Origin of the sequence: Streptomyces filipinensis, assembly GCF_014649495.1 — a bacterium.
GTDB lineage: Bacteria > Actinomycetota > Actinomycetes > Streptomycetales > Streptomycetaceae > Streptomyces > Streptomyces filipinensis.
The window spans coordinates 864,156-890,202 of record NZ_BMTD01000001.1; the positions used below are offsets into that span (position 1 = coordinate 864,156).

General features: G+C 72.6%; 26 protein-coding genes. 14 read left to right on the forward strand and 12 right to left on the reverse strand.

What is annotated here, in order from left to right:
• The first annotated feature begins 30 nt into the window (after positions 1–30).
• The 3 genes from IE244_RS03900 to IE244_RS03910 all read left to right on the forward strand — a co-directional run bounded on the left by IE244_RS03900 (position 31) and on the right by IE244_RS03910 (position 2,484).
• Positions 31–1,026 carry a small ribosomal subunit Rsm22 family protein gene (locus IE244_RS03900; protein WP_191871169.1) on the forward strand — a complete coding sequence of 332 codons (996 nt, stop codon included), beginning with the start codon at positions 31–33 and terminating at the stop codon, positions 1,024–1,026.
• Between the two features lie 45 nt (positions 1,027–1,071).
• Complete coding sequence (locus IE244_RS03905) at positions 1,072–1,701, forward strand: TetR/AcrR family transcriptional regulator (protein WP_191871170.1); 630 nt, start codon at positions 1,072–1,074, stop codon at positions 1,699–1,701.
• Positions 1,702–1,764: 63 nt separating this feature from the next.
• On the forward strand, positions 1,765–2,484 hold the full coding sequence (locus tag IE244_RS03910; RefSeq protein ID WP_191871171.1) for a bifunctional DNA primase/polymerase: 720 nt from the start codon (positions 1,765–1,767) through the stop codon (positions 2,482–2,484).
• A gap of 87 nt (positions 2,485–2,571) precedes the next feature.
• On the opposite strand, the gene IE244_RS03915 is transcribed toward IE244_RS03910, so the two are convergent.
• Genes IE244_RS03915 through efeO form a run of 4 tightly spaced genes read right to left on the reverse strand, consistent with a single transcriptional unit; the run spans position 2,572 to position 6,801 of the window.
• Positions 2,572–3,564 carry an SCO2278 family lipoprotein gene (locus IE244_RS03915; RefSeq protein ID WP_191871172.1) on the reverse strand — a complete coding sequence of 331 codons (993 nt, stop codon included), beginning with the start codon at positions 3,562–3,564 and terminating at the stop codon, positions 2,572–2,574.
• A complete protein-coding gene (efeU, locus tag IE244_RS03920) occupies positions 3,524–4,396 on the reverse strand; it encodes an iron uptake transporter permease EfeU (RefSeq protein WP_191871173.1) in 873 nt (290 codons plus the stop codon). The genes IE244_RS03915 and efeU overlap by 41 nt, the downstream gene beginning before the upstream one ends.
• 3 nt (positions 4,397–4,399) lie before the next feature.
• Positions 4,400–5,659 (reverse strand): iron uptake transporter deferrochelatase/peroxidase subunit, encoded by a 1,260-nt coding sequence (gene efeB, locus IE244_RS03925; protein WP_191871174.1) that lies wholly within the window; start codon positions 5,657–5,659, stop codon positions 4,400–4,402.
• 2 nt (positions 5,660–5,661) lie between these two features.
• The gene (efeO, locus tag IE244_RS03930) at positions 5,662–6,801 is read right to left on the reverse strand and encodes an iron uptake system protein EfeO (protein WP_191871175.1); all 1,140 of its coding nucleotides are present in this window, start codon (positions 6,799–6,801) and stop codon (positions 5,662–5,664) included.
• A gap of 137 nt (positions 6,802–6,938) precedes the next feature.
• Between efeO and IE244_RS03935 the strand changes: the two genes are divergently transcribed.
• Positions 6,939–7,823 carry a hypothetical protein gene (locus IE244_RS03935; protein WP_191871176.1) on the forward strand — a complete coding sequence of 295 codons (885 nt, stop codon included), beginning with the start codon at positions 6,939–6,941 and terminating at the stop codon, positions 7,821–7,823.
• Positions 7,816–8,460, forward strand: coding sequence for a PhzF family phenazine biosynthesis protein (locus IE244_RS03940; RefSeq protein ID WP_191871177.1), 645 nt, complete (start codon positions 7,816–7,818; stop codon positions 8,458–8,460). The genes IE244_RS03935 and IE244_RS03940 overlap by 8 nt, the downstream gene beginning before the upstream one ends.
• A gap of 44 nt (positions 8,461–8,504) precedes the next feature.
• On the opposite strand, the gene IE244_RS03945 is transcribed toward IE244_RS03940, so the two are convergent.
• Complete coding sequence (locus IE244_RS03945) at positions 8,505–9,152, reverse strand: biliverdin-producing heme oxygenase (protein ID WP_191871178.1); 648 nt, start codon at positions 9,150–9,152, stop codon at positions 8,505–8,507.
• A 129-nt stretch (positions 9,153–9,281) separates the two neighbouring features.
• Complete coding sequence (gene map / locus IE244_RS03950) at positions 9,282–10,139, reverse strand: type I methionyl aminopeptidase (protein ID WP_031171179.1); 858 nt, start codon at positions 10,137–10,139, stop codon at positions 9,282–9,284.
• Between the two features lie 58 nt (positions 10,140–10,197).
• Between map and IE244_RS03955 the strand changes: the two genes are divergently transcribed.
• The gene (locus IE244_RS03955) at positions 10,198–10,431 is read left to right on the forward strand and encodes a hypothetical protein (protein WP_191871179.1); all 234 of its coding nucleotides are present in this window, start codon (positions 10,198–10,200) and stop codon (positions 10,429–10,431) included.
• Between the two features lie 23 nt (positions 10,432–10,454).
• On the opposite strand, the gene IE244_RS03960 is transcribed toward IE244_RS03955, so the two are convergent.
• Both IE244_RS03960 and IE244_RS03965 read right to left on the reverse strand, forming a co-directional pair.
• Entirely contained in the window at positions 10,455–11,723 is a 1,269-nt protein-coding gene (locus IE244_RS03960) for an MFS transporter (protein ID WP_191871180.1), read from the reverse strand.
• Between the two features lie 77 nt (positions 11,724–11,800).
• On the reverse strand, positions 11,801–12,397 hold the full coding sequence (locus IE244_RS03965) for a hypothetical protein (RefSeq protein WP_191871181.1): 597 nt from the start codon (positions 12,395–12,397) through the stop codon (positions 11,801–11,803).
• A 114-nt stretch (positions 12,398–12,511) separates the two neighbouring features.
• On the opposite strand from IE244_RS03965, the gene IE244_RS03970 reads away from it, so the two are divergent.
• From IE244_RS03970 to IE244_RS03980, 3 genes are read left to right on the forward strand one after another with little or no spacing between them, the layout of a single operon-like run.
• Positions 12,512–13,594 (forward strand): sialidase family protein, encoded by a 1,083-nt coding sequence (locus IE244_RS03970; RefSeq protein ID WP_191871182.1) that lies wholly within the window; start codon positions 12,512–12,514, stop codon positions 13,592–13,594.
• A 37-nt stretch (positions 13,595–13,631) separates the two neighbouring features.
• Positions 13,632–14,345: an NADPH-dependent F420 reductase gene (npdG, locus tag IE244_RS03975; RefSeq protein ID WP_191871183.1), complete on the forward strand. Its 714-nt coding sequence runs from the start codon at positions 13,632–13,634 to the stop codon at positions 14,343–14,345.
• Positions 14,346–14,405: 60 nt separating this feature from the next.
• Positions 14,406–14,597 (forward strand): hypothetical protein, encoded by a 192-nt coding sequence (locus IE244_RS03980; RefSeq protein ID WP_191871184.1) that lies wholly within the window; start codon positions 14,406–14,408, stop codon positions 14,595–14,597.
• Here the strand turns inward: IE244_RS03980 and IE244_RS03985 are convergent.
• The gene (locus IE244_RS03985; protein WP_191871185.1) at positions 14,587–15,387 is read right to left on the reverse strand and encodes a site-2 protease family protein; all 801 of its coding nucleotides are present in this window, start codon (positions 15,385–15,387) and stop codon (positions 14,587–14,589) included. The genes IE244_RS03980 and IE244_RS03985 overlap by 11 nt on opposite strands.
• A 116-nt stretch (positions 15,388–15,503) precedes the next feature.
• Here IE244_RS03985 and IE244_RS03990 point away from each other — a divergent pair, with 116 nt between their 5' ends.
• Together IE244_RS03990 and IE244_RS03995 are read left to right on the forward strand one after the other, a co-directional pair.
• Positions 15,504–16,010 carry a DUF6578 domain-containing protein gene (locus IE244_RS03990; protein ID WP_191871186.1) on the forward strand — a complete coding sequence of 169 codons (507 nt, stop codon included), beginning with the start codon at positions 15,504–15,506 and terminating at the stop codon, positions 16,008–16,010.
• A 23-nt stretch (positions 16,011–16,033) separates the two neighbouring features.
• The gene (locus IE244_RS03995; RefSeq protein WP_191871422.1) at positions 16,034–19,303 is read left to right on the forward strand and encodes an AfsR/SARP family transcriptional regulator; all 3,270 of its coding nucleotides are present in this window, start codon (positions 16,034–16,036) and stop codon (positions 19,301–19,303) included.
• An 8-nt stretch (positions 19,304–19,311) separates the two neighbouring features.
• On the opposite strand, the gene IE244_RS04000 is transcribed toward IE244_RS03995, so the two are convergent.
• The 3 genes from IE244_RS04000 to panB form a co-directional block, all read right to left on the reverse strand.
• Entirely contained in the window at positions 19,312–20,124 is an 813-nt protein-coding gene (locus IE244_RS04000) for an ABC transporter permease (protein WP_191871187.1), read from the reverse strand.
• Complete coding sequence (locus IE244_RS04005) at positions 20,121–21,146, reverse strand: ATP-binding cassette domain-containing protein (protein ID WP_191871188.1); 1,026 nt, start codon at positions 21,144–21,146, stop codon at positions 20,121–20,123. Before IE244_RS04005 ends, IE244_RS04000 begins: the two co-directional genes overlap by 4 nt.
• A gap of 210 nt (positions 21,147–21,356) precedes the next feature.
• On the reverse strand, positions 21,357–22,223 hold the full coding sequence (gene panB / locus IE244_RS04010; protein WP_031171201.1) for a 3-methyl-2-oxobutanoate hydroxymethyltransferase: 867 nt from the start codon (positions 22,221–22,223) through the stop codon (positions 21,357–21,359).
• Positions 22,224–22,432: 209 nt separating this feature from the next.
• Here panB and IE244_RS04015 point away from each other — a divergent pair, with 209 nt between their 5' ends.
• The 3 genes from IE244_RS04015 to IE244_RS04025 all read left to right on the forward strand — a co-directional run bounded on the left by IE244_RS04015 (position 22,433) and on the right by IE244_RS04025 (position 25,962).
• Positions 22,433–24,019 (forward strand): MFS transporter, encoded by a 1,587-nt coding sequence (locus tag IE244_RS04015; RefSeq protein ID WP_191871189.1) that lies wholly within the window; start codon positions 22,433–22,435, stop codon positions 24,017–24,019.
• 75 nt (positions 24,020–24,094) lie between these two features.
• Positions 24,095–24,724, forward strand: a complete 630-nt coding sequence (locus IE244_RS04020; protein ID WP_191871190.1) for a TetR/AcrR family transcriptional regulator — start codon at positions 24,095–24,097, stop codon at positions 24,722–24,724.
• A 188-nt stretch (positions 24,725–24,912) separates the two neighbouring features.
• Positions 24,913–25,962, forward strand: coding sequence for an endonuclease/exonuclease/phosphatase family protein (locus IE244_RS04025; protein ID WP_191871191.1), 1,050 nt, complete (start codon positions 24,913–24,915; stop codon positions 25,960–25,962).
• Positions 25,963–26,047 lie beyond the last annotated feature (85 nt).

The following is a 26,047-nucleotide window of genomic DNA, read 5'->3' on the forward strand; positions in this document are numbered from 1 at the left end:
CCAGCACACCGGGCGCCTTAGAATCACCGGGTGAACGACCCCGTATCCCCGGCGGAAACCCTGCGCAGGAGCCTCGCCGAGCTGCTCGACGGACTCCCGCCCAGGCAAGCCGCCGGAGCGGTCGAACGGCTGATCGCCAACTACCGGGGGCAGACCCCCACCCACGCCCCGATCCTGCGCGACCGCGCCGACGTGGCCGCCTACGCCGCCTACCGCATGCCCGCCACCTTCGAAGCGGTCCGCTCGGCGCTGGAGGCGTTCGCGGCGACCGCGCCCGACTGGACGCCCCGCAGCCATGTCGACGTCGGCGGCGGCACCGGCGCCGCCACCTGGGCCGTCACCGCCACCTGGCCCGGCGAGCGCGGCGTCACCGTGCTGGACTGGGCCGAGCCCGCGCTCGCCCTCGGCCGGGAGATCGCCGCCGCCAACCCCGCCCTGCGGGACGCCCGCTGGCAGCGCGCCCGGATCGGCGCCGACCTCACCCTGGCGGACACCGACCTCGTCACGGTGTCGTACGTCCTCAACGAGCTGTCCGAGCCCGACCGCGCCGCGCTCGTGGACGCCGCCGCGGCCGCCGCGCAGGCCGTGGTGATCGTGGAGGCCGGCACCCCGGCCGGTTACGCCCGCGTCATCGAGGCCCGCGACCGCCTCGTCCGCGCCGGACTCCACGTCGTCGCCCCCTGTCCGCACAGCGCCGCCTGTCCCATCGAGCCCGGCAAGGACTGGTGCCACTTCTCCGCCCGGGTGAGCCGCTCCTCCCTGCACCGCCAGGTCAAGGGCGGCACCCTGCCGTACGAGGACGAGAAGTTCTCGTACGTCGTCGCCACCCGCCTGCCCGCCGGGCCGGCCCCCTCCCGGGTGGTCCGCCGCCCGCAGATCCGCAAGGGCCAGGTGCTGCTGGACCTGTGCGAGGCCGGCGGACGGCTGTCGCGCACGACGGTCACCAAACGCCACGGCTCCCTGTACAAGGCGGCCCGGGACACCGAGTGGGGCGACACGTGGCCGCCCGAGGAGCCGTCCGCGTAAGCGCTCCGCCCCGGGGGGCATGGCCGTACTTGTTAACGTCTGGGCATGGTCAGCAAGCCGCCCCCCGACGCCACCCGCCGCAGCGAGAAGTCCCGCAGAGCGATCTACGCCGCCGCCCTCTCGCTCGTCGGCGAGGTCGGGTATCCCAGGACCACCGTCGAGGGGATCGCCGCCCGGGCCGGCGTCGGCAAGCAGACGATCTACCGCTGGTGGCCGTCCAAGGCGGACGTCCTGCTGGAGGCGTTCCTCGACCTCTCCCGGCAGGCGGCACAGGAAGCGGGCCAGGAGCCGTACGCCATCCCGGACACCGGGGACCTCGCCGCCGACCTCAAGGCCGTGCTGCGGCTCACGGTGGACCAGCTGCTCGACCCGCGCTTCGAGGCGCCCTCCCGGGCGCTGGCCGCCGAGGGCCTCGTCAACGAGCCGCTCGGCCGCGAGTTCGTCACCAAACTCCTCGAACCCCAGCTCCAGCTGTACGTCGACCGGTTGCGCGCCGCGCAGGAGGCCGGGGAGGTACGGGCCGGCGTCGACTGCCGTATCGCCCTGGAGCTGTTCGTCTCACCGCTCGCGCAGCGCTGGCTGCAGCACACGGGGCCGATCTCGTACGACTACACGGACACCCTCGTCGAGTACGCGTTGCACGGAATCGCCTCCCAGCCACCCCGAAGCGCATGAAGATGGGACGATAAGGCACACTGTCCGCACACCAGCGAGGCGACCACCAGACCGAGGGGATAGATGAGCGCGACGTTCGGCGGCCGGTCGGGCCGGCAGGGCAAACTCTCCCGGTGGCTGCTCGGACGGCGCCCGAAGGAGGCCGCCGACGACGGGCGGGAGACCCTGCTGCTCGCCGCCGCCGCGGCGGGACTGCCGCTCGCCCCCGCCGCGCACCCCGCCCCCGGCTACCGCTGCTCCTGCGACCGCGTCGGCTGTCCCACCCCGGCCCGGCACCCGGTGTCGTTCGCGTGGCAGACCCAGTCCACCACCGACCGCGCCCAGATCGAGCGGTGGGCCCGGCACCAGCCGCAGGCCAACTTCATCACCGCCACCGGCATGGTCCACGACGTGCTCGACGTCCCCCTGGAAGCCGGGCGGGAGGCCCTGGAGCGGCTGCTCTCCTCCGGTGTCGAGGTCGGCCCGGTCGCCGAGAGCGACGACGGCCGCATGCTGTTCTTCACCCTCACCCGCGGCACCCCCGAGGACGAGGACGAGTGGTGGCCGTGCGAGCTGGACTGCCACCCCGAGACCATGGACGAGCACCCCGGGCTGCGCTGGCACTGCCGCGGGTCGTACGTGCTCGTGCCACCCGCGCGGCTGCCCGGTGACGATCAGCGGGTGCGCTGGGCGCGGGGGCCGGAGCACCCGCTGCCGGACCCCCTGAGCCTGCTGGAGGTGCTCACCGACGCGTGCGCGCGCTTCACCGGCGCCGAGGGCGTGGCCTGGCCGTTGCGGCACTGAGCGCGGCACGGGACGGCGGGCAAGGGCCGCCCGGCGGCGGGTTCGTGGTGGCTGCCCGCGCGGTTCCCCGCGCCCGAGGGGCGCGGATCACTCCCCTTGTGCCGAAGTGAGCCCAGGCACCCGGCCCAGCAGTGACACCCTGCCGCTTCCCGCCGGGTCCAGGGCGATCTCCGCCGACATGAACTCCAGGGTCAGGGACTGCTTCACCTCGCCCTCGGTCAGGGCCCGTACGTCCTTGTTCGGGATCGGCACGGTGGTGCCCGGGGCGGAGGTCTGTTTCTCGTAGTGGTGCGTGGTGAAGAACACCAGCGCCCCGCCGTCCGCCGTGCGCAGCGCCAGCGGGGCGTAGTCGCCGCTGGTCAGCGGGCGGTCGATGAACTGCGTGACCAGGCCCGGCTTGCGCGCCCGACCGGCGCGGTCCGCGCGTTCGCCGCTGGTGTACCTGCCGTCGGCGAAGGTCTTCCCGCCCTTCTTCAGGTACGCCGCGTAGTCCGCACTGAGCTTCCCCGGCGCGACGGCGAGCCGCGCGGAGTCGGCCGGTACCGCCTCGGCCCAGCCGTCGTCGTCCGTCCTGAACTCAGGTACGGCGCCGGGCGCCACGAGGGTCACGTACGCCACCCGCCAGTGCTCGCCGAGGTCGTTGCGGGTGAACACCATCAGCCAGCGTTGCCTGCCGGTCTTGTTGCCCTGGGCGTCGGCGACGAACCAGCGCGGCCAGCCGGCCTTCTGGGGGATCGTGATCTTCACGTCCGACAGCTTCAGCGGCACGTGCCGGGGGTTGCCGGACGGGTTGTTGGCGTGCCCGGCCTTCAGCCGTGCGGCGGTGATGTCGCCGAACGGGCCGGTGAGATAGGGCGCGTCCAGGGAGCTGTCGTAGGCCTTGTCGGCCTTGTTGTACGCGGTGGTGAACGCGGTGAGCGCCTTGGCGGCCTCGGCGCGGGTGGCGGCGGGGAGCACCGCGCGCTCCCCGTGCACCACCACGCACCCGCTCGCCGTCAGCGACAAAGCGGTCAGCGAGGCCGCTATGAGTGCGTTCCGGTCACGCCTGCGGAGCCTGCGCGGGCTGCGATCCCTGCTCATCGGGTCCCTTCACCTTCCCCTTTCCGGAGGCGAACCCTACCGGGGCGAGGAAGATCGTGAGCGTCGGGATCAGGTACAGCAGCCACACCGTGACCTGGAGGACCGTCGGGTCGGGCTGGAAGTTGAGGACGCCCTTCAGCAGAGTGCCGTACCAGCTGTCCGGCGGGATGGTGTCGCTGATGTCGAAGGCCAGGTGCGTCAGTCCGGGCAGCCAGTCCGCCTCCTGCAGGTCGTGGAAGCCGTACGCCAGCACGCCCGCCGCGACCACGACCAGCATGCCGCCGGTCCAGGTGAAGAACTTCGCCAGGTTGATCTTCAGGGCGCCCCGGTAGAACAACCAGCCGAGCAGGACGGCCGTGGCGAGGCCGAGGGCGACCCCGAGCAGCGGACGCGGCGTACCGTCGCTCGCCGCGTGCACCGACGCCCACACGAACAGCGCGGTCTCCAGGCCCTCCCGGCCGACGGCCAGGAACGCGGTGGCGACCAGCGCGCCCGTGCCCAGGGCGAGGGCCGCGTCCAGCTTGCCGTGCAGCTCCGACCTCAGGTGCCGGGCGGTGCGCCGCATCCAGAACACCATCCAGGTCACCAGGCCGACGGCGACGACGGACAGCGAGCCGCCGAGCGCCTCCTGCGCCTCGAACGTCAGCTCCTGGGAGCCGAACTGGAGGGCGCAGCCGAAGCCCATCGCGATGGCGATCGCGGTGCCGATCCCCATCCAGACCGGCTTCAGGGCGTCCCGGCGTCCCGTCTTGACCAGGTAGGCGATCAGGATGCAGACGACGAGCGACGCCTCCAGGCCCTCGCGCAGGGCGATGAGGTAGTTGGAGAACACGGGCTACGCCTCCTTCGAGAACAGCGTGCGGCCCCACCAGTCGCCGGCGTCCCGGACGCCGGGCGGTACCGCGAAGACCGCCGAACCCACGTGCTGGATGTACTCGTTGAGCGCGTCGTGGGCGGACAGCCTGCGCTGCAGCGGGATGAACCCCTGGCGCACGTCCCGCTGGTAGGCCAGGAAGAACAGGCCGGCGTCCAGGCGGCCGAGGCCGTCGGTGCCGTCGGTGAAGGAGTAGCCGCGGCGCAGGATGGTGATGCCGTCGTTGGAGTCGGGATGCGCGAGCCGGACGTGCGCGTCGGGCTTCATCGCCTTCAGGAACGGCTTGTCGTGCTCCTTGGCCCTGCCGACCGGCGCTCCCTCGCGCTTGTCGCGCCCGAACACGTCCTCCTGCTCCTGCAGGGAGGTGCGGTCCCAGGTCTCGATGTTCATCCGGATGCGCCGGGCGACCAGGTAGGACCCTCCGGTCATCCAGCGCGGCCCGTCCCCGTCGGCGACCCACACGAACTTCTTCAGCCGGTCGGTCTCGGTGCCCGCGATGTTGCGGGTGCCGTCCTTGAAGCCCATGAGGTTGCGCGGGGTCTGCGCGTCCGGCGTGGTCGACGAGGTCTTGCCGAAGCCGAGCTGCGACCAGCGGATGGCGACCTTGCCGAAGCCGATGCGGGCGAGGTTGCGGATGGCGTGCACGGCCACCTGCGGGTCGTCCGCGCAGGCCTGGACGCACAGGTCGCCGCCGGTGCGGGCCCCGTCCAGGTTGTCACCGGGGAACTTGGGCAGGTCGACCAGGGCCGCCGGCCGCTCGTCCCTCAGACCGAACTTGTCGAACAGCGAAGGCCCGAACCCGATCGTCAGCGTCAGCCGGGACGGCTTGAGCCCGAGCGCCTCGCCGGTGTCGTCCGGCGGGGCCTCGGCGAGCCCTCCGTACGCGCCCTCGCCGACCGGCTCGCCCGCCGTCATCCGCCGGGCCGCCGCCGTCCAGTCCTTCAGCATCCGCACGAACTCGGCGCGGTCGTCGGTCTTCACGTCGAACGCGGCGAAGTGCAGCCGGTCCTGCACCGGGGTGGCGATGCCGGCCTGGTGGGCGCCGTGGAACGCCACCGCGCCGCCCGCCTCGGCGGCCACCGGGTCCACGTCGTTTCCGGCGTTGGCCATCGCCACCGCGCCGCCGGCCGCCGCGGCACCGAGCGCGAGCCCGGCGCCGCCCCAGCCGATCAGTGCACGGCGCGACGGGCTGCTGCTGCCGTTGGTGTGGGTGTCGGTCATGGTCACTTCACCACCGCGGCGGCGAGCTTGGACAGCGGCTCGGCGAGCGCGTTCACCGCGTCCGACAGCTCCTTGCGCTGGTCCTTGGTGACCTTGTCGTAGGAGACGAAGTCGTAACCCGTCTTGTCCGAGCGGTACTTGTCGAGCAGCGTGTCCAGCGAGGCGAACTGCTTGTCCAGTTCCGCGGTCAGCGCCGGGTCGTTCTTCGCGGCGACCGGCTTCAGCAGCTCGTACGCCTTCTGCGCGCCCTCGACGTTGCCCTTGAAGTCGACCAGGTCGGTGTGCGCGTAGCGGTCCTCCTCACCGGTGACCTTGCCGGTGGCGACCTCGTCCAGCAGCTCCTTGGCGCCGTTGGCCATGGAGGTCGGGGTGATCTCGGCCTTGCCGACCCGGCCCTGCCAGTCCTTGAGGTCCTTCACCAGCTGGTCGGCGAGGCCCTTCTCCGCGGCGCCGATCTTCTTGTCCTGCCAGAGGGCCTTCTCCAGCCGGTGCCAGCCGGTCCACTTCTGGCCGTCGTCCAGGCCGTCCTCGCGGACGTCGACCTTCGGGTCGATGTCACCGAACGACTCGGCGACCGGCTCGGTGCGCTCCCAGCCGAGGCGGGAGAGCCCGTAGGCCTTCTTCGCGGCCTCCAGGTCGCCGTCCTTCACCGCCTTCACGAAGGTCTCGACCCGCGGCAGCGTCTCGTCGGCCTGGTCCTGGGCGTACTGCCGGTACTCGGCGACGGCCTGGTCCAGCCTCGGGTCGCGCTTGGCCGCCGCGGTGCCGGAGCCGGTCACGGTCAGCTTCTGCCGGACGCCGTGGCCCTTCATGCCGGGGCGGCAGGCGATCTCGTACGACCCCGCCTTCACCTCGGCGGTCAGCGTGTACCGGGTGCCGGGCCCGATGTTCTCCTTCTCGGAGACGATGCGGTCGTCCGGGAAGAGGATCTCGACCTCGGTGGCCTTGGCGCCCTTGTTCTCTATCTTCAGCGTGACCTGGCCGGCCGGGACCGACGTGGCGGACGTGTCGCACTTCGAGTCGGCGGCGGTGACCCGGATGGCGTCGCCGTCCTTGGCGTCGCTCTTCGCGGTGCAGGCCGAGAGGGCGGTCAGGGCCGCCACGGTCGTGGCGGCGGTGACGGTCAGTCGGACGGCTCGCATGCGGGCTCCTGGCGGATCTGGTGTGGTGAGGCTGGCCTAACTTACCTGAGGCTTACCTCACCCATACCCAGCGGGGTGGTGATTCAGGTCTCAGAAGAGTTCGCGGGGCGGCGGGCGGCGATGGGAGGGTGACCGGCATGGGGAACGCGCGCAGGGAGTTGCTGGGAGCCGGCCGGCTGGTGCTGGACGTCCGGGGCCGCCCGGGCCCGCCGCCGCTCCGCTTCGAGACGGCGGACGGCGGCAGGCTGCTGCTGCGCCAGGACGGGCGACCGCTGATGCTCGGCCGGTCGGTGGGCACCTGCTGTCCCGACCTGCACCTGCACCGCCTCGACGGCTACCGCTCGCCGCTGCCGCCCCCGCGTGCCGCACGGCAGCGGTCGGCCGTCAACTGGCCGCACGAGTACGCGCGCAGGCTTGAGGAGGCGACCGGGACCCCGCTCACCGACGGGCGCTGGGAGCTGGCCCTGCGCACCGGATTCCCGCCCGGCATCTGGGACGAGGACTTCGTGCGCGAGTGGCCGGGCGGCAGCCTCGGGCTGTACTGCGGCGGCGGCTGGCACGGAGTCGTCCCGCTGCGCCCGCTGTCGCCGCCGGACTCCGGCCGGGTCAAGGCCTACCGCAGACTCGTCCGTGAGCGCACGATCGCCCCGGTCCTGCTGTGGTGGGTGAGCTTCCTCGACGGCTGGCTCCTCCTCGACGGCCACGACCGGGCGGTGGCGGCGCTGGCGGAGGGGCGCACACCGGAGTGTGTGCAGCTGACGCGGCTGCCCGACGCCGACACGCTGGGGCGAAGCGCCGAAACGGTCGTCCAGGCGCACGAGTACCACATGGAGCGACTCGCGGCGCGCCCGCCGGGGCCGGGCGTCGGACGCCAACGGGCCGCCCTGGAGAAGGCCCATGGCGACACCCTCGCCGAACTCCCGTACGCCGTCGTGCCGACCGGCACCCACCCGCTCCCCGGCGGCGCCCCCGCCTGGGACGCGCTCGCCGCCGCCGCGGTGTTTCAATTCCCCTGTGACTGACTACGACGTACTCCGTGTCTTCTGCGGACCGAACGGCGGTTACGGCAACGAACTCGGTGTCGTCCGCGACGGCTCGGTGCTGCCCGAGCGGGCCGATCGGCAGGCGCTTGCGGCCAAACTGGGCTTCAGTGAGACCGTGTTCGTGGACGACCCCGAGCGCGGTGTGATCGACATCTACACGCCCACCCTGCGGCTGCCCTTCGCCGGTCACCCCTGCGTCGGCACCGCCTGGCTGCTCGACGTGCCCGAGCTGGTCACCCCCGCCGGAGTGGCCGGCGCCCGCCTGGACGGCGAGTTCAGCTGGATCGAGGCGCGGGCGGAGTGGGCCCCGCCGCGCACCCTGCGCCAGTACGCCACCGCCGCCGAGGTCGACGCGCTCGACGTGCCGCCGCCGGGGGAGTGGCTCTACGCCTGGGCCTGGGAGGACGAGGCGGCCGGCCGGGTCCGCGCCCGCGCCTTCCCCGGACGCGACGACGGCATCGACGAGGACGAGGCCACCGGCGCCGCCGCGCTGCTCCTCACCGACCGGCTGGGCCGCGCCCTGAACATCACCCAGGGCCAGGGCTCCCAGATCCTGACCGCCCCGCAGCCGCACGGCTGGGTGGAGATCGGCGGCCGGGTGTTCCTGGAGCGCTGAGCGCGGCCTCGCGTCCCTCGGAGGCGCTCGGTCGTCCGTGCGCGTCAGGCGCTCAGCGGGAACTCCTCGCCCAGGGCCCGGAAGACGGCGGTGTTCAGGGCGAACGCCCGCGTGCATTCCGCCGCGACCCGCTGCTTCTCCAGGTCGTCCGCCCGTATCGCGTCCAGCAGCTCCCGGTAACCCCGCTTGAACGCGGCGGGGTTGGAGATGTCCTCGAAGACGTAGAAGCGGACGCCGTCGCCCTTCTTCGGCAGGCCCCAGGCCCGCTCGGCCCGGTCCCGGATGACCTGGCCGCCGGACAGGTCGCCCAGGTAGCGGGTGTAGTGGTGGGCGACGTAACCGCCGGGCCAGCGCTCGGCGCACTCCCGGATCCGGTCAGCGTACGCCCGCGTGGCCGGCAGCGCGTCCAGCCCCTCCCGCCACGCGGGACCCTGCAGATGCGCCAGGTCCCGCTCCAGCGCGGCCAGCCGGAACAGCTCGGGCCGGACGAACGGCCCCGCGACCGGGTCCGCCGCCAGCCGCCCGGCGCCGCTCTCCAGCGCCTCGTACACGAACCACAGCTGCTCGGTGTAGCGCGCGTAGGCGGCCACGCCCAGCCGGCCGCCGAGCAGGTCGCTCATGAACGACGAGCTCTCCGCCTCCCGGTGCGCCTCGTGGGACGCGGTGCGGATGAGGGTCGAGAACGACTCCATGGCCACTCCCCGGTTTGCCGACGTCTTGTCGGTAACTTTACCGACAAGACGTCGGCAAAAACGTCCGGGAGGCGAGCGGGCAGCGAAAAGCCCGCCCTCCGAAGAGAGCGGGCCAGGCCGGGCGCGGCGTCAGGGCAGGGTCAGGATCTCCGCGCCGGTCTCCGTCACCACCAGCGTGTGCTCGAACTGCGCGGTCCGCCTGCGGTCCTTGGTCACGACCGTCCAGCCGTCCTCCCACATGTCGTACTCGTGGGTGCCCAGCGTCAGCATCGGCTCGATCGTGAACGTCATGCCCGGCTGCATGACCGTCGTCGCGTGCGGGCTGTCGTAGTGCGGGATGATCAGGCCCGAGTGGAACGCCGAGCTGATGCCGTGGCCGGTGAAGTCCCGCACCACCCCGTACCCGAACCGCTTGGCGTAGGACTCGATGACCCGGCCGATGACATTGATCTGACGGCCCGGCTTGACCGCCTTGATCGCGCGGGTGAGGGACTCCCGGGTCCGCTCCACCAGCAGCCGCGACTCCTCGTCCACGTCGCCGACCAGGTAGGTCGCGTTGTTGTCGCCGTGCACCCCGCCGATGTACGCGGTCACGTCCAGATTGACGATGTCCCCGTCCCTGAGGACCGTCGAGTCCGGGATGCCGTGGCAGATGACCTCGTTGACCGACGTGCACAGGGACTTCGGGAACCCGCGGTAGCCGAGCGTGGAGGGGTAGGCGCCGTGGTCGCACATGTACGCGTGCGCGACCTTGTCCAGCTGGTCCGTGGTCACGCCGGGCGCGATGGCCTTCGCGGCCTCCTCCATCGCCTGTGCGGCGATGCGGCCGGCGATCCGCATCGCCTCGATGGTCTCCGGGGTCTGCACCTCCGGCCCGGTGTACGGCGCCGGCGCGGGCTTGCCGACGTACTCGGGGCGGCGGATGTTTCCGGGTACCGGACGGGTGGGAGACAGCTCCCCTGGTACGAGCAGCGACTGGCCAGACATGCCAGTGAGTCTATCGAGCGGACATGGGGGAACATGTCGGTGGCGAGAGGAGCTGTCCATGGCCCTGTTCAAGAAGCGCACCGTCGGCAAGCCGGGCGAGTGGTACTACTGCCTGGAGCACAAGAAGGTCGAGGAAGGCCCGGACTGCCCGGGCAAGGACCGCTTCGGGCCGTACACCTCCCCCCAGGAGGCCCAGCGCGCGATGGATATCGCCGCCGAGCGCAACCTCCAGTGGGAGAACGACCCGCGCTGGCACGACGCCGCCGCGGGAGGCGACGCCGACGACGAGTGAGGCCGCGTCGCCCACCCGAGGGATCACGCCCGGACGGCGGCGCGCCGCTCGCGCATCCGTACCGCGTGCTCGTTGGTCCGGGCGTCGTACGTCATCAGCCCCGGCAGGCACAGCGCGAGCAGGCCCATCGCGCCCGCGCACGCCAGCCCGCCGGCGACGACGGAGGCCCGTACGCCCGCCCAGGCGGCCAGGCCGCCCGCCCGGACCTGGCCCAGCTGCGGGCCGACCGAGTAGGACAGCAGCTCGATCCCGGCGAGCCGGCCGCGCAGCTCGTCCGGGATCGTCTGGTTCCACATGGCGGCCCGGAAGATCCCGCTGACCATGTCGAAGCCGCCGCCGACGGTCAGGAAGACGAGGACCAGCCAGACGTTCCCGCAGACGCCGGCCGCCGCGACCGCCAGGCCCCAGCCCGTGGCCGACAGCAGCACCATCAGCCCGTGCCGGTGCACCCGGGAGGTCCAGCCGCCGGTCAGGCTCACCAGCATGGCCCCGGCCGGCACGGTGGCGTACATCAGGCCGAGCGCCCAGCCCGCGTGCAGCTCGTCGGCGAGGAACGGCAGGATCGCGAGCGGCATGGCCAGGAACATCGCGGCGAGGTCGACGACGTAGGTGCCGAGGAGTTCCTTGCGGCTCCAGGCGTACCGGGCGCCTTCCAGGACCGCTCCCAGCGACGGCTTCGACGCCTCGTGGGAGGCGGGGGAGGGGGCGATCCGCACGATGTACGCCAGCGAGACGGCGAAGGTCAGCAGGTCGGCGGCGTACGCCCAGCCCAGGCCCGCGTAGGCGACGACCACGCCCGCGACCGCCGGTCCCGCGACCCCGCCGACGGTCCAGCGCAGCGAGTTCAGCGAGGCCGCGGCGGGCATGTCGTCGTGGGCGACGATCCGGGGCCACAGGGAGTCGAGCGCGGGGCGCTGGACGGAGACCAGGGCGGAGGAGAGCGCGGCGACGGCGTACAGCGGCCACACCACGGGGTGCGGGAGCAAGGCGTCGAGCAACAGGACCGCGCTCAGCAGCCCTTGGCCCGCCTCCGTCCACACGATGAGCCGCCGCTTGTCCAGGGCGTCCGCGAGGGCCCCGCCGTACAGGCCGCAGACGATGAGCGGCAGCAGCTCCACGGCCCCGATCGCGCCCACGGCAGCCGCGGAGCCGGTGAGGTCCTTCAGCTGGACCGGCAGCGCGACGAAGGTGAGGAAGCTGCCGAAGTTGCTGATCAGCCCCGATGTCCACAGCCGTCGGAAGTCCGCGGAGGCCTTCCAGGGGGCCAGGTCGGGGAGGAGGGCGCGGGTCACTGAGGCATGTTCGGCTGCGGCGCGGGGCGGGGCAACTGCTTTTCCCCTCCCCGGCGTCCCCGGCGTCCCCGGTCACGTCACCAGGGGGCGGGCGGCGGTGCCGTCAGGATCTCCGTCAGCCGTGCCAGCCTGTCCCGGAATCCCCGCCGCGCCCGCGGCGAGCCGCCGTTCTCGCCCGCCGCCGCGCTGACCAGGTGCTGGACGGTGTCCAGGTCCAGCTCCGCACCCTTCGGCACCGCCAGCGTGTCGTGCGCCATGGCGGCGAGCTCGCCGGCGTCCGCGCCGAGGGCCAGCACCGTCACCCCGGCCCGGCGGGCGTCGTGGACCCGCTCCAGCAGCGGCGTGGGCTCCTCGGGGGCCACGACCAGCAGGGTCTCACCGCGTCGCGCCGCCTCGATCCGGCCCGGTCCGACGGCCAGGTGAGGCGGGTCGCAGGGGCGGGCGTGATGCCGCACCAGGGTCGGGGCCAGTTCGGGCGTCCCGGACCACGCGGCCTCGTCCACCAGGTGCGCGGCCAGGTGCCACGGCTCGTACGCCGGCGTGCCCACCAGCAGCAGCCCGCCCCCGTGCGCCACCACCGACCCGCGCAGCACCCCCGCGAATCTCCGCGTGGCCCCCAGCCACTCGGTCCCGGCGAGCACTTCGCGCAGCAGCGCGACCCGTACGGCGTCCATGCGCCCGCATCCTGCCGCAACCGGCCACTCGTGACGCGGAGTTCACCCGGAATTCGCCCGCTCCGGGGACATACACCACCTCACCGTCCCCCCGCCCTCCCCGGGAGCCGCCCGATGACCGACGTCACCGTCCCCTTCCGCGCCGGACACGAGAGCTACGCCTGCTTCCGGATCCCGGCCGTCGTGTGCACGCGCCAGGGCACCCTGCTCGCCTTCTGCGAGGGCCGGGCGGACTCCGCCGCCGACCACGGGCGGATCGACATCGTGCTCAAGCGGTCCCAGGACGGCGGCCGTACCTGGGGGCCGCTGCGGGTCGCCGCGCGGGGCGGCCAGAACCTCGCCGGAAACCCCGCCCCCGTCGTCCTCGACACCGGCCGGATCCTGCTCGTGCACATCCGGGCCGCCGCCACCGCCACCGAGGACGCCATCCTGCGCGGCAGGGTCAAGGCCGCCGACGGACGGCGCGTATGGGTCCAGCACAGCGACGACGACGGCGTGACCTGGTCCGCGCCGAGGGAGATCACCGCGCAGGTGAGGAAACCCGGCTGGCGCTGGTACGCCACCACCCCCGGACACGCCCTCCAGCTCAGCGGCGGACACGGCGGCCGTGTTCTCGTCCCCGCCAACCACACCCTCCCGCCCACCGGCACCGACACCGGCGCAGAGCCGCGCTACAACAGCGGCCACTGCCTGCTCAGCGACGACCGGGGCGAGAGCTGGTACCTCGGCTACCTGGACGAGAACACCGACGGGTACATCAACGTCAACGAGACCACCGCCGCCGAACTCCCCGACGGCCGCGTCTACTTCAACACCCGCAACGACTCACCCTCCCCCGGCAACCGGGCCGACGCCCACTCCGCGGACGGCGGGCGGAGCCTGGTCAAGCCGTTCCGGCCGCAGGCCGGGCTGACCGCCCCCGTCTGCGAGGGCTCCCTCCTCCAGCTCCGCGACCCGGATCTGCTGCTCTTCTCCGCCCCGGCCGACCCCGCCTTCCGCGCCCTGATGACGATCCGCGCCTCCGCCGACGGCGGCGCCACCTGGCGCACGGCGCACACCGTCGACGGGCTGCCCGCCGCCTACTCCGACCTGGTCCGCGTCGACCGCGACACGGTGGGACTGCTGTACGAGACCGGTGACTTCGGCGCCTACGAGACGATCACCTTCCGCCGGGTGCCCGTGGACCGGCTCACCTGAGCCGGTGGCGCCCGCGCCACGCACGTAGAGTCGCCCCATGACCTCTACCGACAGCGCACAGACCCCCGCCAAGGCCCCGGCCAAGGACCCCTGGGACCTGCCCGACGTCTCCGGGTACGTCGTCGGCGTGCTCGGCGGCACCGGACCGCAGGGCAAGGGCCTGGCCCACCGGCTCGCCCGCGCCGGCCAGAAGGTGATCATCGGCTCCCGTGCCGCCGAGCGCGCGCGGGCCGCCGCCGAGGAGCTCGGCCACGGAGTCGAGGGCGCCGACAACGCCGAGACCGCGCGCCGCAGCGACATCGTGATCGTCGCCGTACCGTGGGACGGCCACGGCGACACGCTGAAGTCCCTGCGCGAGGAGCTGGCCGGCAAGCTCGTCGTGGACTGCGTCAACCCGCTCGGCTTCGACAAGCAGGGCGCCTACGCCCTCAGGCCGGAGGAGGGCAGCGCCGCCGAGCAGGCCGCCGCCCTGCTGCCGGACTCCCGCGTCACCGCCGCCTTCCACCACCTGTCGGCCGTCCTGCTCCAGGACCCGGAGACCGAGCGGATCGACACCGATGTGATGGTGCTGGGCGAGGAGCGGGCCGACGTCGAGATCGTGCAGGCCCTCGCCGGGCGCATCCCCGGGATGCGCGGCGTCTTCGCCGGGCGGCTGCGCAACGCCCACCAGGTCGAGTCGCTGGTCGCCAACCTGATCTCCGTCAACCGCCGCTACAAGGCCCACGCCGGGCTCCGCGTCACGGACGTATGACCCCATGGGGGACACTGGTGACCTCAGCAGTGTCCCCCGACAGGATCCGGAGCCGACCCCATGCCCCGCATCGCCCTCTACGCCCTCGTCGTCTGCGTCCTCTCCGTGGCCGCCGCCGTCGTCTCCTTCGTCCAGGGCAGCTGGCTGGGCCTCGTCTGGGTGCTGCTGGCGGGCCTGACGTCCAACATGACCTGGTACTACCTCAAGCGCGGCCGGGCCGCCGCCGCGCGGGGCGGGTCCGTCACGGGGTGACCTGGCAGATGTCGGGCGTGCCCTGCCAGAAGCGGTACAGCTCCTGGCCGCAGTAGCGCGGGAAGTCGCCCACGCCCAGGTGCTTCAGGAGGGCGTCGATGACGTCGAAGAACACGCTGTTGACCGACGGCACCCACAGCAGCGCGAACACGAACAGCAGGCCGAACGGCGCGAACGGCTCCACCTGGCGCTTCAGCTTGTACGACAGCCACGGCTCGATGACGCCGTAGCCGTCCAGACCCGGCACAGGCAGGAAGTTCAGGATCGCCGCCGTCACCTGGAGCAGGGCCAGGAACGCCAGCGCGTACTGGAAGTCCGCGGGCACGCCGTCCAGCGCGTGCAGCCAGAACGGCGCGGTGCACACGGCCGCGAACAGCACGTTCGTCAGCGGGCCCGCCGCCGAGACCAGGCTGTGCCGCCAGCGGCCCCGGATCCGGCCGCGCTCGATGAACACCGCGCCGCCCGGCAGACCGATCCCGCCCATGATCACGAAGAGCACCGGGAGCACGATGCTCAGCAGCGCGTGCGTGTACTTCAGCGGGTTCAGCGTGAGATACCCCTTGGCGCCGACCGTGATGTCGCCGCTGTGCAGGGCCGTGCGCGCGTGCGCGTACTCGTGCAGGCACAGCGAGACGATCCAGGCCGCCGTCACGAACAGGAACACCGCGACGCCCGGCTGCGCCGCGTACCCGGTCCAGGTGGCCCAGCCCGTCACCGCCGTCACGGCCAGGATCCCGACGAACACCGGGCTGACTCGGCGTTCGCCGCGGCGGGTGGTGGCGGTGGTCATCGGCGGCTCCTGTGCGGACGAGGACGGTCAGGTGTGCGACCGTACCGGCCGCGCACTCCTGGGGGAAACGTCTCGCGCTCGCCGTCCGGTTCCTGGAACCTGGGGGGATGCCACGGATGAGGGTGTTCTACGAGGACTGGCAGATGGGGTGTTGCGGCACCCCCTTCGCGGTGGGCGACGAGGTGGCCTGGAAGCTGGTCGCCTACGACGCCGAAAACGTCCGGGAGGGCTACGGACACGGCGCCGAGGCGTGGGTGGAGAACCACGGCGGCCCCGACCACCCCACCACCGGCCGGGTGCACGCCGTCGACCTCGTCCACCAGGAGTACAGCTTCCACCTGCCCGACCCCCGGCCCGCGCCCGTGGAGGCGGGGGAGGGGCTCGTCCTGCGGGGCATGGGACGGTGCCTGGAGCCGGTGCCCGGAGCCGTCACGCTGGAGCCCGTCGGCAGCTGCCCGAAGTGGTTCGGGGAGGTCGAGCGCGACCCGGTGGACGGCCTCGGCCGGGTCCGCCGCACCTGCGGCGCCCTCGTCACCCTGGACGCCCCGGACACCACGCACGTCCTGCAGGCCCCGTACCTCCCGGACGGCATCGAGGACGACGAGTGCGACGACCTGCCCTGACGCCGCCCGAGCCCCCGGAGACAATGGACCCCGTGCGCTATCGCCTGCTCGGCACCACCCAGGTATTCCGCCCCGACGGTACGGCCGTCCCGGTCGGCGGGGCGCGGCTGCGTGCCCTGCTGGGCGTGCTCGCGCTCCGGGCCGGGCGGACCGTGCCCGTGGGCATACTGGTCGACGAGGTGTGGGGCGCCGAGCCGCCCGCCGACGCCGCCGGCGCGCTCCAGGCGCTCGTCGGCCGGCTGCGCCGTGCCCTCGGCGCGGACGCCGTCGCCTCCGCCGACGGCGGCTACCAGCTCACCGCGGCCCCCGACGACGTCGATCTCACCCGCTTCGAGCGGCTGACCGGCGACGGCCTCGCCGCCCTCGCCGACGGCGACCCGGCCAAGGCCGCCGCCGTCCTGGACGACGCCCTCGCCCTGTGGCGCGGCCCCGCACTCGCCGACCTGCCCGACCACACCGCCGAGGCGGCCCGCTGGGAGACCCGCCGCCTGGACGCCGTGCGCGCCCGGCACGCCGCCGCCCTCGCCCTCGGGCACGCCGAGCGGTCCCTGCCCGAGCTCACCGCCCTGTGCGACGACCACCCGCTGGACGAACCGCTGCAGGTGCTGCGGCTGCGCGCCCTGCGCGACACCGGCCGCCCCGCCCGGGCACTGGCCGCCTACGAGGACGTACGGCGGCTGCTCGCGGACCGGCTCGGCTCCGACCCCGGCCCCGAACTGCGCGCCCTGCACGCCGACCTGCTGCTCACCGAGACCGCGCCGGAGCCCGAGCGCCCGGTCCTCGGTAACCTCCCCGCCCGGCTCACGTCCTTCGTCGGCCGGGAAGCCGACATCGAGGCCATCGGCGCCGATCTGGCCACCGCCCGCCTGGTCACCCTGCTCGGGCCCGGCGGCGCCGGCAAGACCCGGCTGTCCCAGGAGGCCGCCGACGCCGTACGGCACACCCAGCCGGACGGGGTGTGGCTGGCCGAGCTGGCCCCCGTGGACGACCCCGACGCCGTACCGCAGGCCGTGCTCACCGCGATCGGCGCCCGTGAGACCGTGCTGCACGGCGCCGGTGCGGAGAGCATGCGCGCGGTCGCCGACCGGCACGACGACCCCGTCGAACGGCTCGTGGAGCACTGCGCGCGGCGCCGGATGCTGATCGTGCTCGACAACTGCGAGCACGTCGTCGAGTCCGCCGCCCGCCTCACCGAGCGGCTGCTGGCCCGCTGCCCCGGCCTGACCGTCCTCGCCACCAGCCGCGAGCCCCTCGGTGTGCCGGGGGAGGTGCTGCGCCCGGTGGAGCCGCTCCCCGAGCCGGTCGCGCTGCGGCTGCTGGCCGACCGGGGCGCCGCGGCCCGCCCCGGATTCCGCGTCTCCGACGATCCCGGGGCCGGCGCCGAGATCTGCCGCCGGCTCGACGGACTGCCCCTCGCGATCGAACTCGCCGCGGCCCGGCTGCGGATGCTCACCCCGCGTCAGATAGCCGACCGCCTCGACGACCGCTTCCGGCTGCTCACCTCCGGCAGCCGTACCGTGCTGCCCCGCCAGCAGACCCTGCGGGCCGTCGTGGACTGGTCCTGGGAGCTGCTGGACGCCGACGAACGGGACGTCCTCGCCCGGCTGTCCGTCTTCGCCGGCGGCTGCGACCTGGCCGCCGCCGAGGCCGTGTGCGGCCCCGTCGCCCTGGACGCCCTCGGCTCCCTGGTCGACAAGTCCCTGGTGGTGGCTGCGCCGCTGCCCGGCGGGGCAGCCGACGGCGGGATGCGCTACCGGCTCCTGGAGACCGTCGCCGAGTACGCCGGCGAACGGCTGGACGAGACCGGCCGTCGCGCCGACGCCGAGCGCGCCCACCTGACGTACTACCGCGAACTCGCCCGCACCACCGACGCGTTGCTGCGCGGCCGCGCGCAGCGCACCGCGGTCGACCGGTTCCAGCTGGAGTACGAGAACCTGCGCACCGCCCTGCGGCACGCCGTCGCCGCGGGCGACGAGCAGGAGGCGCTGTGCCTGGTGCTGTCCCTGGTGGTCTTCTGGCAGATGCGGGACCAGCGCATCGAGACCCGCACCTGGTGCGAGGAGGTCATGGCGCTCGGCCCCGACCCCTTCACCGCGCCCGTACGGACCGCCCGGCCGCTGTGGCAGCGCTGCACCGACGCCCCGCCCCCGTACACCGGCGAGATCCTCGCCGAGGCCCGGCGCGGCGTCCACCTCGCCCATCTCTCCTGCATGGACCACGACCTGGAGACGTGGCAGACGCCCGAGGCGCAGGCCAAGCTGCACGCCATCGCGGAGACCTACGAGCCCGGGCTGCCGCAGACCTGCCGGGTGCCCGGCCTGCTCTGGTTCTTCGCCGTCATGCTGACCGGCGGCCCCGAGCGGATGTGGGCCGTCATCGACGCCTGTGTCCGGACCTGCCGCGACACCCCCGGTTTCGAGGGGGAACTGGCCATGACGCTGCAGATGCGCGCCAACCTCCGTGCCAACCGCGCCGAATGGGCCGACGACGCCTCCCGCGACGCCGAGGAGTCGCTGGAGATCTTCCGCCGCCTCGGGGACACCTGGGGCATCGCGGAGGCGCTGTCCGCCCGGGGCGAGGCCCGTGAACGCCAGGGCGCCTACCGCGACGCCGCCGAGGACTACCGGGCCGCCATCGAACACGCCGAACGCCTCGGCGCCCGCGGCCAGATGGCCGTGCTCCGCGCCCGCCTCGGCAGCGTGCTCATGCAGGCGGGCGACTCGGAGGCGGGCGAGCAACTGCTCCGGGACGTCGTCGCCAGCCAGGAGGGCTCCCTCAACGAGGCGATGCCCGCCGCCCGGCTCTTCCTCGGCTGCTGGCTGGGCCTGACCGGTCGCGTCCCCGAGGCGCGGGAGCAACTGCGCCTGCTGCGCGAGGAGTTCCAGATCTCGCACTTCGTCGTCTTCGACGCCATGATCCTCTGCCAGGAGGCCTGGCTGGACGCTCTCGACGGGCAGGCCGAGGCCGCGCTCGACCGGTGCCGGCGGGCGATGCGCCTCGCCCGCGACCCGCTGACCCAGACCATCGCCCCGCACCTGGACTCCGTCTGCCTCAACACCGCGGCGATGGCCCTCGCCGGAGCCGACGGCGGCAGCCGCGCCGTCGACGCCGCCCGCTGCCTGGGCGCCGCCGACGCCCTGCTGCCGGCCGGCCACATCCTCTCCGGCGTCGAGCGGCGGTGCCACGACCTGACCGAGGGCCGGATCCGTCAGGCCCTGGACGAGCCCGTCTTCCGGACCGCGTACGCCGAGGGCGGTGGCCTCTCCCTCGCGGAGGCCACCGCCCTGGTCTGAGCCACGGCTCAGCTCTTGGTGCGGAACTTGTGGATGGCGATCGGTGCCATCACCGCGGTGAGCGCCACCGACCAGCCCACCGTCATCCACAGGTCGTGGGCGACCGGACCGCCGTTCATGAGGCCACGGGCCGCGTCCGCGAGCGTCGACAGCGGGTTGTAGTCGGTGAAGTGCCGCAGCCAGCCCGGCATCGACGTGGGCGGGGCGAAGATGGACGAGCCGAACTGCAGCGGGAACAGCACCAGGAAGCCCACGCCCTGCACGGACTGCGCGTTCTTCAGCATGACGCCGAGGGTGAGGAACACCCACATGATCGAGGAGGCGAACAGCGCGGACAGGCCCACGGTCGCGAACAGCCCCGCCCAGTGGTGGATGTGGAACCCGACCAGGACGGCGACGACCATCAGTACGGCCGTGGCGAACAGCATGCGCGCCAGCTCGACGGCGATCTTCGCGAACAGCACGGACCCGCGCCCGATCGGCAGCGTGCGGAACCGGTCCATGACGCCGCTGTTGAAGTCCTGGCTGAAGCCGGTGCCGACCCCCTGCGACAGGGTCATGCTCATCATCGCGATCATGCCGGGGATGACGTACTGCACATACCGCTCCTGGCCGCCGCCCAGCGCCTGGCCGATCGAACCGCCGAAGACGTACACGAACAGCAGCGTGAAGACGATCGGCATGAACAGCGCGTCGAACATCGACTCCGGGTCCTGGCGGATCCAGAGCAGATTGCGGCGGATGAGCGCCCCGGTGTGCCGCAGGTGCCCGCGCAGCGGGATGCGGACGTCGGTGGCGGCGGTGACGGTGGTGGCGCTCATACGGCGACCTCCTGGCGGGCTTCGGCGGGCGTGGCGTCCTGCGGGGCACCGGCGCGATGGCCGGTCAGGGACAGGAACACCTCGTCCAGGCTGGGCAGTTCGGTGGTGATGGAGGAGATCGTGATGCCGCGCGCGGTGACCGCGCCGACCACGGCCGTCAGCTGCTCGTCGCTGAGGATCGGCACCAGCAGCGTGCCGGTCTCGGGGTCCACGGTGGTCGCCGCGAGCCCGGTGATGCCCAGCTCGTCCAGCATGTCGGCGAGCGGGCGCAGCTGCAGCGGGTCGACCGGGCGGACGCGGAGGGTGCGCCCGCCGACGCGGGCCTTCAGCTCCTCGATGCCGCCGGTGGCGATGACCTTGCCGCGGTCCACCACGGTCAGCTCGGAGGCCAGCTGCTCGGCCTCCTCCATGTACTGGGTGGTCAGCAGCACGGTGACACCGTCGCCGACCATCGCCTTGACCTCGTCCCACACCTCGTTGCGGGTACGCGGGTCGAGCCCGGTGGTCGGCTCGTCGAGGTACAGCACGGCGGGCCGGCCGATCATGGAGGCGGCGAGGTCCAGCCGCCGCCGCATACCGCCGGAGTACGTGCTCGCCGGCCGCTTGGCCGCCTCCGTCAGCGAGAACCGCTCCAGCAGCTCGTCGGCGCGGGCGCGGGCGTCCTTGCGGGACAGGTCCAGCAGCCGGCCGATCATGTACAGGTTCTCCCAGCCGGGCAGCTTCTCGTCGACGGAGGCGTACTGCCCGGTGAGCCCTATGACCCGGCGCAGCTGCCTGGGCTGCCGTACGACGTCGTAGCCGGCCACGGTGGCCCGGCCCGCGTCCGGGGTGATCAGGGTGGACAGGATCCGTACGAGGGTGGTCTTGCCGGCGCCGTTCGGACCGAGCACGCCCATCACGGTGCCCTCGCGCACGTCCAGGTCGACACCGTCCAGCGCCTTGGTCTCGCCGTAGTGCTTGACCAGTCCCCGTACCGTCACTGCGTGGCTTGCGCCGACGGGGGTGTCATCGATTCGCGTCATGGGGAAGACGGTGCCAGCGCCCACCGACAAACCACCGACAGCCCGCCGACAGCCGCCGACAACCTCCCGACGACCACCGTGACCACCGATTGAGCGACCACGACGGTGAGCAACCCCCTCCGCGAGAGCGGCGTCGGCTCAGGCGCAGAAAGGGGCAGCCCCGCTGACGGGGGACGATCAGCGGGGCTGCCGGGGTGTTGCCGCAGTGGCTCAGTGGACGGAGTGCTCCTCCAGCGGGAACGCTCCGGAGACGACCTCCTCGGCGAACGACTTCACCGCGTCGCCCATGACCTCACGCAGGGCGGCGTACTTCTTGACGAACTTCGGGACCCGGCCGGAGGTCAGCCCCAGCATGTCGGTCCAGACCAGCACCTGGGCGTCCGTCTCCGGACCGGCGCCGATCCCCACCGTCGGGATGTGCAGTACCCGCGTCACCTCGGCGGCCAGCTCCGCCGGCACCAGCTCCAGCACGACCGCGAACGCTCCCGCGTCCTGGACCGCCTTCGCGTCCCGCAGCAGCTGCTGCGCCGCCTCCTCGCCGCGTCCCTGGACGCGGTAGCCCATCGCGTTGACGGACTGCGGGGTCAGCCCGATGTGGGCCATGACCGGGATGCCGGACTCCACCAGCAGCCGGATCTGCTCGTGCGAGCGCTCGCCGCCCTCCAGCTTGACCGCGCCGACCCCGGCGTCCTTCACCAGCCGGGTCGCGGAGCGCAGCGCCTGCACCGGACCCTCCTGGTAGGAGCCGAAGGGGAGGTCGCCGACGATCAGGGCGCGCTGTGTGCCGCGGACCACGGCCGCCGACAGCATCGTCATCTCGTCGAGGGTGACGGGCACGGTCGACTCGTACCCGAGGTGGCAGTTGCCCGCCGAGTCGCCGACCAGGATCACCGGGATCCCGGCCTCGTCGAAGACGGACGCGGTCATCGCGTCGTAGGCGGTGAGCATGGGCCACTTCTCGCCCCGCTCCTTGGCGAGCGTGATGTCGCGGACGGTGATGCGGCGGGTGCCCTTCCCCCCGTACAGCGCCTTGCTGCCGTCGGAAGGTTTGTTCTGGGCAGCCGAAAGCTGCGTCATGGCAACGGCTCCTTCAGTCATCTCGAGGCGCCCTGACGGCGTCCCCGGATCGACTCCATGGTGGCACCTCGTGCCAGCCAGGACCAGAGGGGCAGCTTGTGATCCCCGCCCATGGCCGGAGGCGGCCGTACAGGGCTGGCGTGTAAGGCCTTGGTAAAGAAGTAAGATACGAGACCGTTCCGTATCGAAAAGGCCGTAGGGTCGGACACATGACAAGTCCTGTCCCTGCCTCCCGGATACCCGAAGCGGTGCACCGGCGCCGCTGGGCGATCCTCGGCGTGCTGATGCTGAGCCTGCTCATCGTGGTGCTCGACAACTCGATCCTGAACGTCGCCATCAAGACCATCTCCAGCCCCGCGCCGACGGGCCTCGGTGCCACCCAGGGCCAGATCGAGTGGGCGATCAACGCCTACACCCTCGTCTTCGCCGGCCTGCTGTTCACCGCCGGCCTCATCGGCGACCGCCTCGGCCGCAAGAAGGTGCTGCTCGGCGGCATCGCCGTGTTCGGCATCGGCTCGATGCTGGCCGCCGAGTCCGGCTCGCCGGGCCAGCTGATCGCCTACCGCGCCCTGATGGCCCTCGGCGCCGCCTTCGTCATGCCGGCCACCCTCGCCGTCCTGATGAACGTCTTCGAGCGTGAGGAGCAGCCCAAGGCCATCGGCATCTGGGCCGGCGGCGTCGGCCTCGCCATCGCCATCGGGCCGATCACCGGCGGCGCCCTCCTCGACCACTTCTGGTGGGGCTCGGTCTTCTTCGTCAACGTGCCGATCGTGGTCGTCGCGCTGGTCCTGATGACCTGGCTGGTGCCCGACTCCCGCGACCCCCGGCCGGGCCGCCTGGACCCGGTCGGCGTGGTCCTGTCCGTCGTGGGCCTCGTCCTGCTGGTCTACGGCATCATCAAGGGCGGCGAGCTCGCCGACTTCACCGACCCGAAGGTGCTGGCGACGATCATCGCCGGTCTCGTCGTGCTGGCCGGTTTCGTCGTCTTCGAGAAGCGCAGCGACCACCCGTCGCTCGACGTCACCTACTTCAAGAACAAGGTGTTCTCGGCCGCCATGAGCGCCATCGCGCTGGTCTTCTTCGCGCTGATGGGCGTCACGTTCTTCGGTGTCTTCTACACCCAGAGCGTGCGCGGCTACTCCCCGCTGGAGTCCGGTGTGCTGATGCTGCCGCTCGCCGCCGCCCAGCTGATCTTCGCGCCGCGCGCCCGGCTGCTGGTCGACCGGTTCGGCAACAAGGCCACCACCACCGCCGGTCTGGTGCTGATCGCGGCGACGCTGGCCATGTTCGCCACCTTCGAGGCCGACACGCCGATCTGGCTGCTTGAGGTCGTCTTCTTCCTCATGGGCACCGGCATGGCGCACATCATGACGCCGACCTCGGTCGTCATCATGCAGGCGCTGCCGCGTGAGAAGGCCGGCTCCGCCTCGGCGCTCAGCAACACCTTCCGCCAGGTCGGCGGCGCGCTCGGCATCGCCGTCCTCGGCTCGGTGCTGGCCACGTCCTACCGCAACGGCATCGAGGGCAAGCTCGGCGTGCTGCCGCCCGCCCTGCGCGACAAGGCCGCCGAGTCCATCGAGGCCACCCTGGGCATCGCCGACAAGCTGGGCCCGCGGGGCGAGGCCCTGGTCACGCCCGCCGACGACGCGTTCCTGCACGCCATGCACGTCACCGCGCTGTGCGGAGTGGGCGTCGCGCTCATCGGCGCCGTGGTCACGGCCCTGTTCCTGCCGGGCAGGCCGCCCGCCGCGCAAGGGGACGAGAAGGAAACGGAATTGGTCGCGGCCGCGGACTGACGCGGACCACGGCTCCACGGGGGAAGGAGGCGGCTGCGGGACAATTCCCGCAGCACAGTGAGAGGACGGATCGACGTGAGCCTTGCCGAAAGCCGGCCGCGCCCGGACGGCCCCGTACGGGGCAGGCCCCGCAGCGAGGCCGTGGAACGCGCCATCATCGAGGGCGTGATGAAGCTCCTGGAGGACGGCGTGTCCCTCGCCGAACTCTCCGTCGAGCGCATCGCCCGCACCGCCGGGGTCGGCAAGGCCACCATCTACCGCCGCTGGAGCGGCAAGGAGGAGCTGTTCATCGACGTCGTGCGTGCCGTCGAGCCCGCCGACCCCGAACTCCCCGGTGTCTGCATGCGCGACGACCTCGTCGTCCTGCTGGAGAACCTGCGCCAGCGCGGCCTGGCCAGCCGGACGTCGGCGATGCTGCACAACGCCCACGCCCAGATGAAGAGCAGTCCCAGGATCTGGGCCGCGTACCACGCGAACGTCGTGGCGCCGCGGCGCGCCCTCGGCCTGGAAGTGCTGCGCCGCGGGCAGCGCGACGGCGAGCTGCGCACCGACGTCGACCTGGAACTGGCCAACGACATGCTCGTCGGCCCCATGCTCACCCGGGCCGTGCTGCGCCCGGACGCCGAGCTGCCCGAGGGCCTGGCGGAGCAGATCGTCGACACGGTCCTGGAGGGCCTACGGCCCGTCAGGTCGACAGCCTCGTAGCACTCATGTGCGCATTTCGTCACAGACCTCACGTGTCCCGGGGGTAGGCGGAACTCCCCGCCCCGGCCCGTTCGTCCTCGTCTTCCGTACGGCCGTCATGGGACGGCGGGAACGGAGCCGATCATCCCCTAGGGTCGGAAGAGCACGGGGGAACGACGGTGTGCACGGCAGGCAGTGAGGCAGACGGTATGGCGCAGCAGGCATACATGGCGGAGACGGCGGACGGCGGCTCGGGGCCCGAGCGACCGGGATCGCGGCTTCGGCGCCTGTTGCACCGCCTGCTCGCGGGCTGGCGCGGGGATCCGGGCATCTGGCGCCGGGGCATCGTCCTGGCCGTGCTGGCCCTGCTGCTGGCCCTGGTGATGCTGCTGCACTCGCGCATCCCGAACCGGGTGGGCAACCTCGGCAGCCTGACCGAGACGTTTCTGCCCTGGCTGGGCTTCGCCATCCCGGTCCTGCTGCTCCTCGGCCTCCTGCGGAAGTCGGCGACGGCGCTCGTCGCCGTACTGCTCCCGGCGATCGTGTGGCTGAACCTCTTCGGCGGGCTGCTCAGCGACAAGTCGGGTTCGGGCGGCGACCTGATGGTGGCGACCCACAACGTCAACGCCGACAACCCGGACCCCGCCGTGACCGCCCGTGACGTCGCCTCCTCCGGCGCCGACGTCCTGGCCCTGGAGGAGATCCCCGGCACGGCCGTCGCCGTCTACGAGAGGGCGCTCGCGCCGACGTACAAGTACCACGCGGTCGTCGGCACGGTCGGCCTGTGGAGCAGGTACCCGATGACCGACACGCAGGCCGTCGACATCAAGCTCGGCTGGAAGCGGGCCATGCGGGCCACGGTCACCACCCCCGAGGGGCCGGTCGCCGTGTACGTCGCCCACATGCCCTCGGTGCGGGTGAAGGTGGAGGCCGGTTTCACCGCCCGGCAGCGGGACAAGAGCGCCGACGCGCTCGGCGAGGCCATCGCCGCCGAGCCCCTGAAGCGGGTCGTCCTGCTCGGCGACCTGAACGGCACGATGAACGACCGTTCCCTCAACGCCGTCACCTCCCAGATGCGCTCCACGCAGGGCGCGGCGGGCAGCGGCTTCGGGTTCAGCTGGCCGGCGTCGTTCCCGATGGCGCGGATCGACCAGATCATGGTCCGGGGCGTGGAGCCCGAGAGCTCCTGGACGCTGCCGCGCACCGGCAGCGACCACCTGCCGGTGGCCGCCCGTGTGAAGCTGGACACGTCGTCGTAACCCTGGGGAATACCGGGCCTGAGAGGCTTTGTTCCGATGCTGAACATAGGCTGACACGGAACTCCGCTCCCTTACGTTGAAAGGC

Excerpts from the sequence above, each read along its gene's own strand:
- IE244_RS03905 (WP_191871170.1), top strand. The coding sequence starts at position 1,072 with ATGGTCAGCAAGCCGCCCCCCGACGCCACCCGCCGCAGCGAGAAGTCC.
- IE244_RS03995 (WP_191871422.1), top strand. The coding sequence starts at position 16,034 with ATGGACCCCGTGCGCTATCGCCTGCTCGGCACCACCCAGGTATTCCGC.
- IE244_RS04025 (WP_191871191.1), top strand. The coding sequence starts at position 24,913 with ATGGCGCAGCAGGCATACATGGCGGAGACGGCGGACGGCGGCTCGGGG.
- IE244_RS03910 (WP_191871171.1), top strand. The coding sequence starts at position 1,765 with ATGAGCGCGACGTTCGGCGGCCGGTCGGGCCGGCAGGGCAAACTCTCC.
- IE244_RS04000 (WP_191871187.1), bottom strand. The coding sequence starts at position 20,124 with ATGAGCGCCACCACCGTCACCGCCGCCACCGACGTCCGCATCCCGCTG.
- map (WP_031171179.1), bottom strand. The coding sequence starts at position 10,139 with ATGTCTGGCCAGTCGCTGCTCGTACCAGGGGAGCTGTCTCCCACCCGT.
- IE244_RS03965 (WP_191871181.1), bottom strand. The coding sequence starts at position 12,397 with ATGGACGCCGTACGGGTCGCGCTGCTGCGCGAAGTGCTCGCCGGGACC.
- panB (WP_031171201.1), bottom strand. The coding sequence starts at position 22,223 with ATGACGCAGCTTTCGGCTGCCCAGAACAAACCTTCCGACGGCAGCAAG.
- IE244_RS03980 (WP_191871184.1), top strand. The coding sequence starts at position 14,406 with ATGCCCCGCATCGCCCTCTACGCCCTCGTCGTCTGCGTCCTCTCCGTG.
- IE244_RS03945 (WP_191871178.1), bottom strand. The coding sequence starts at position 9,152 with ATGGAGTCGTTCTCGACCCTCATCCGCACCGCGTCCCACGAGGCGCAC.
- IE244_RS04015 (WP_191871189.1), top strand. The coding sequence starts at position 22,433 with ATGACAAGTCCTGTCCCTGCCTCCCGGATACCCGAAGCGGTGCACCGG.
- IE244_RS03970 (WP_191871182.1), top strand. The coding sequence starts at position 12,512 with ATGACCGACGTCACCGTCCCCTTCCGCGCCGGACACGAGAGCTACGCC.
- IE244_RS04005 (WP_191871188.1), bottom strand. The coding sequence starts at position 21,146 with ATGACGCGAATCGATGACACCCCCGTCGGCGCAAGCCACGCAGTGACG.
- IE244_RS03990 (WP_191871186.1), top strand. The coding sequence starts at position 15,504 with ATGAGGGTGTTCTACGAGGACTGGCAGATGGGGTGTTGCGGCACCCCC.
- IE244_RS03935 (WP_191871176.1), top strand. The coding sequence starts at position 6,939 with ATGGGGAACGCGCGCAGGGAGTTGCTGGGAGCCGGCCGGCTGGTGCTG.
- IE244_RS03915 (WP_191871172.1), bottom strand. The coding sequence starts at position 3,564 with ATGAGCAGGGATCGCAGCCCGCGCAGGCTCCGCAGGCGTGACCGGAAC.
- npdG (WP_191871183.1), top strand. The coding sequence starts at position 13,632 with ATGACCTCTACCGACAGCGCACAGACCCCCGCCAAGGCCCCGGCCAAG.
- efeO (WP_191871175.1), bottom strand. The coding sequence starts at position 6,801 with ATGCGAGCCGTCCGACTGACCGTCACCGCCGCCACGACCGTGGCGGCC.
- IE244_RS03985 (WP_191871185.1), bottom strand. The coding sequence starts at position 15,387 with ATGACCACCGCCACCACCCGCCGCGGCGAACGCCGAGTCAGCCCGGTG.
- IE244_RS03955 (WP_191871179.1), top strand. The coding sequence starts at position 10,198 with ATGGCCCTGTTCAAGAAGCGCACCGTCGGCAAGCCGGGCGAGTGGTAC.
- efeB (WP_191871174.1), bottom strand. The coding sequence starts at position 5,659 with ATGACCGACACCCACACCAACGGCAGCAGCAGCCCGTCGCGCCGTGCA.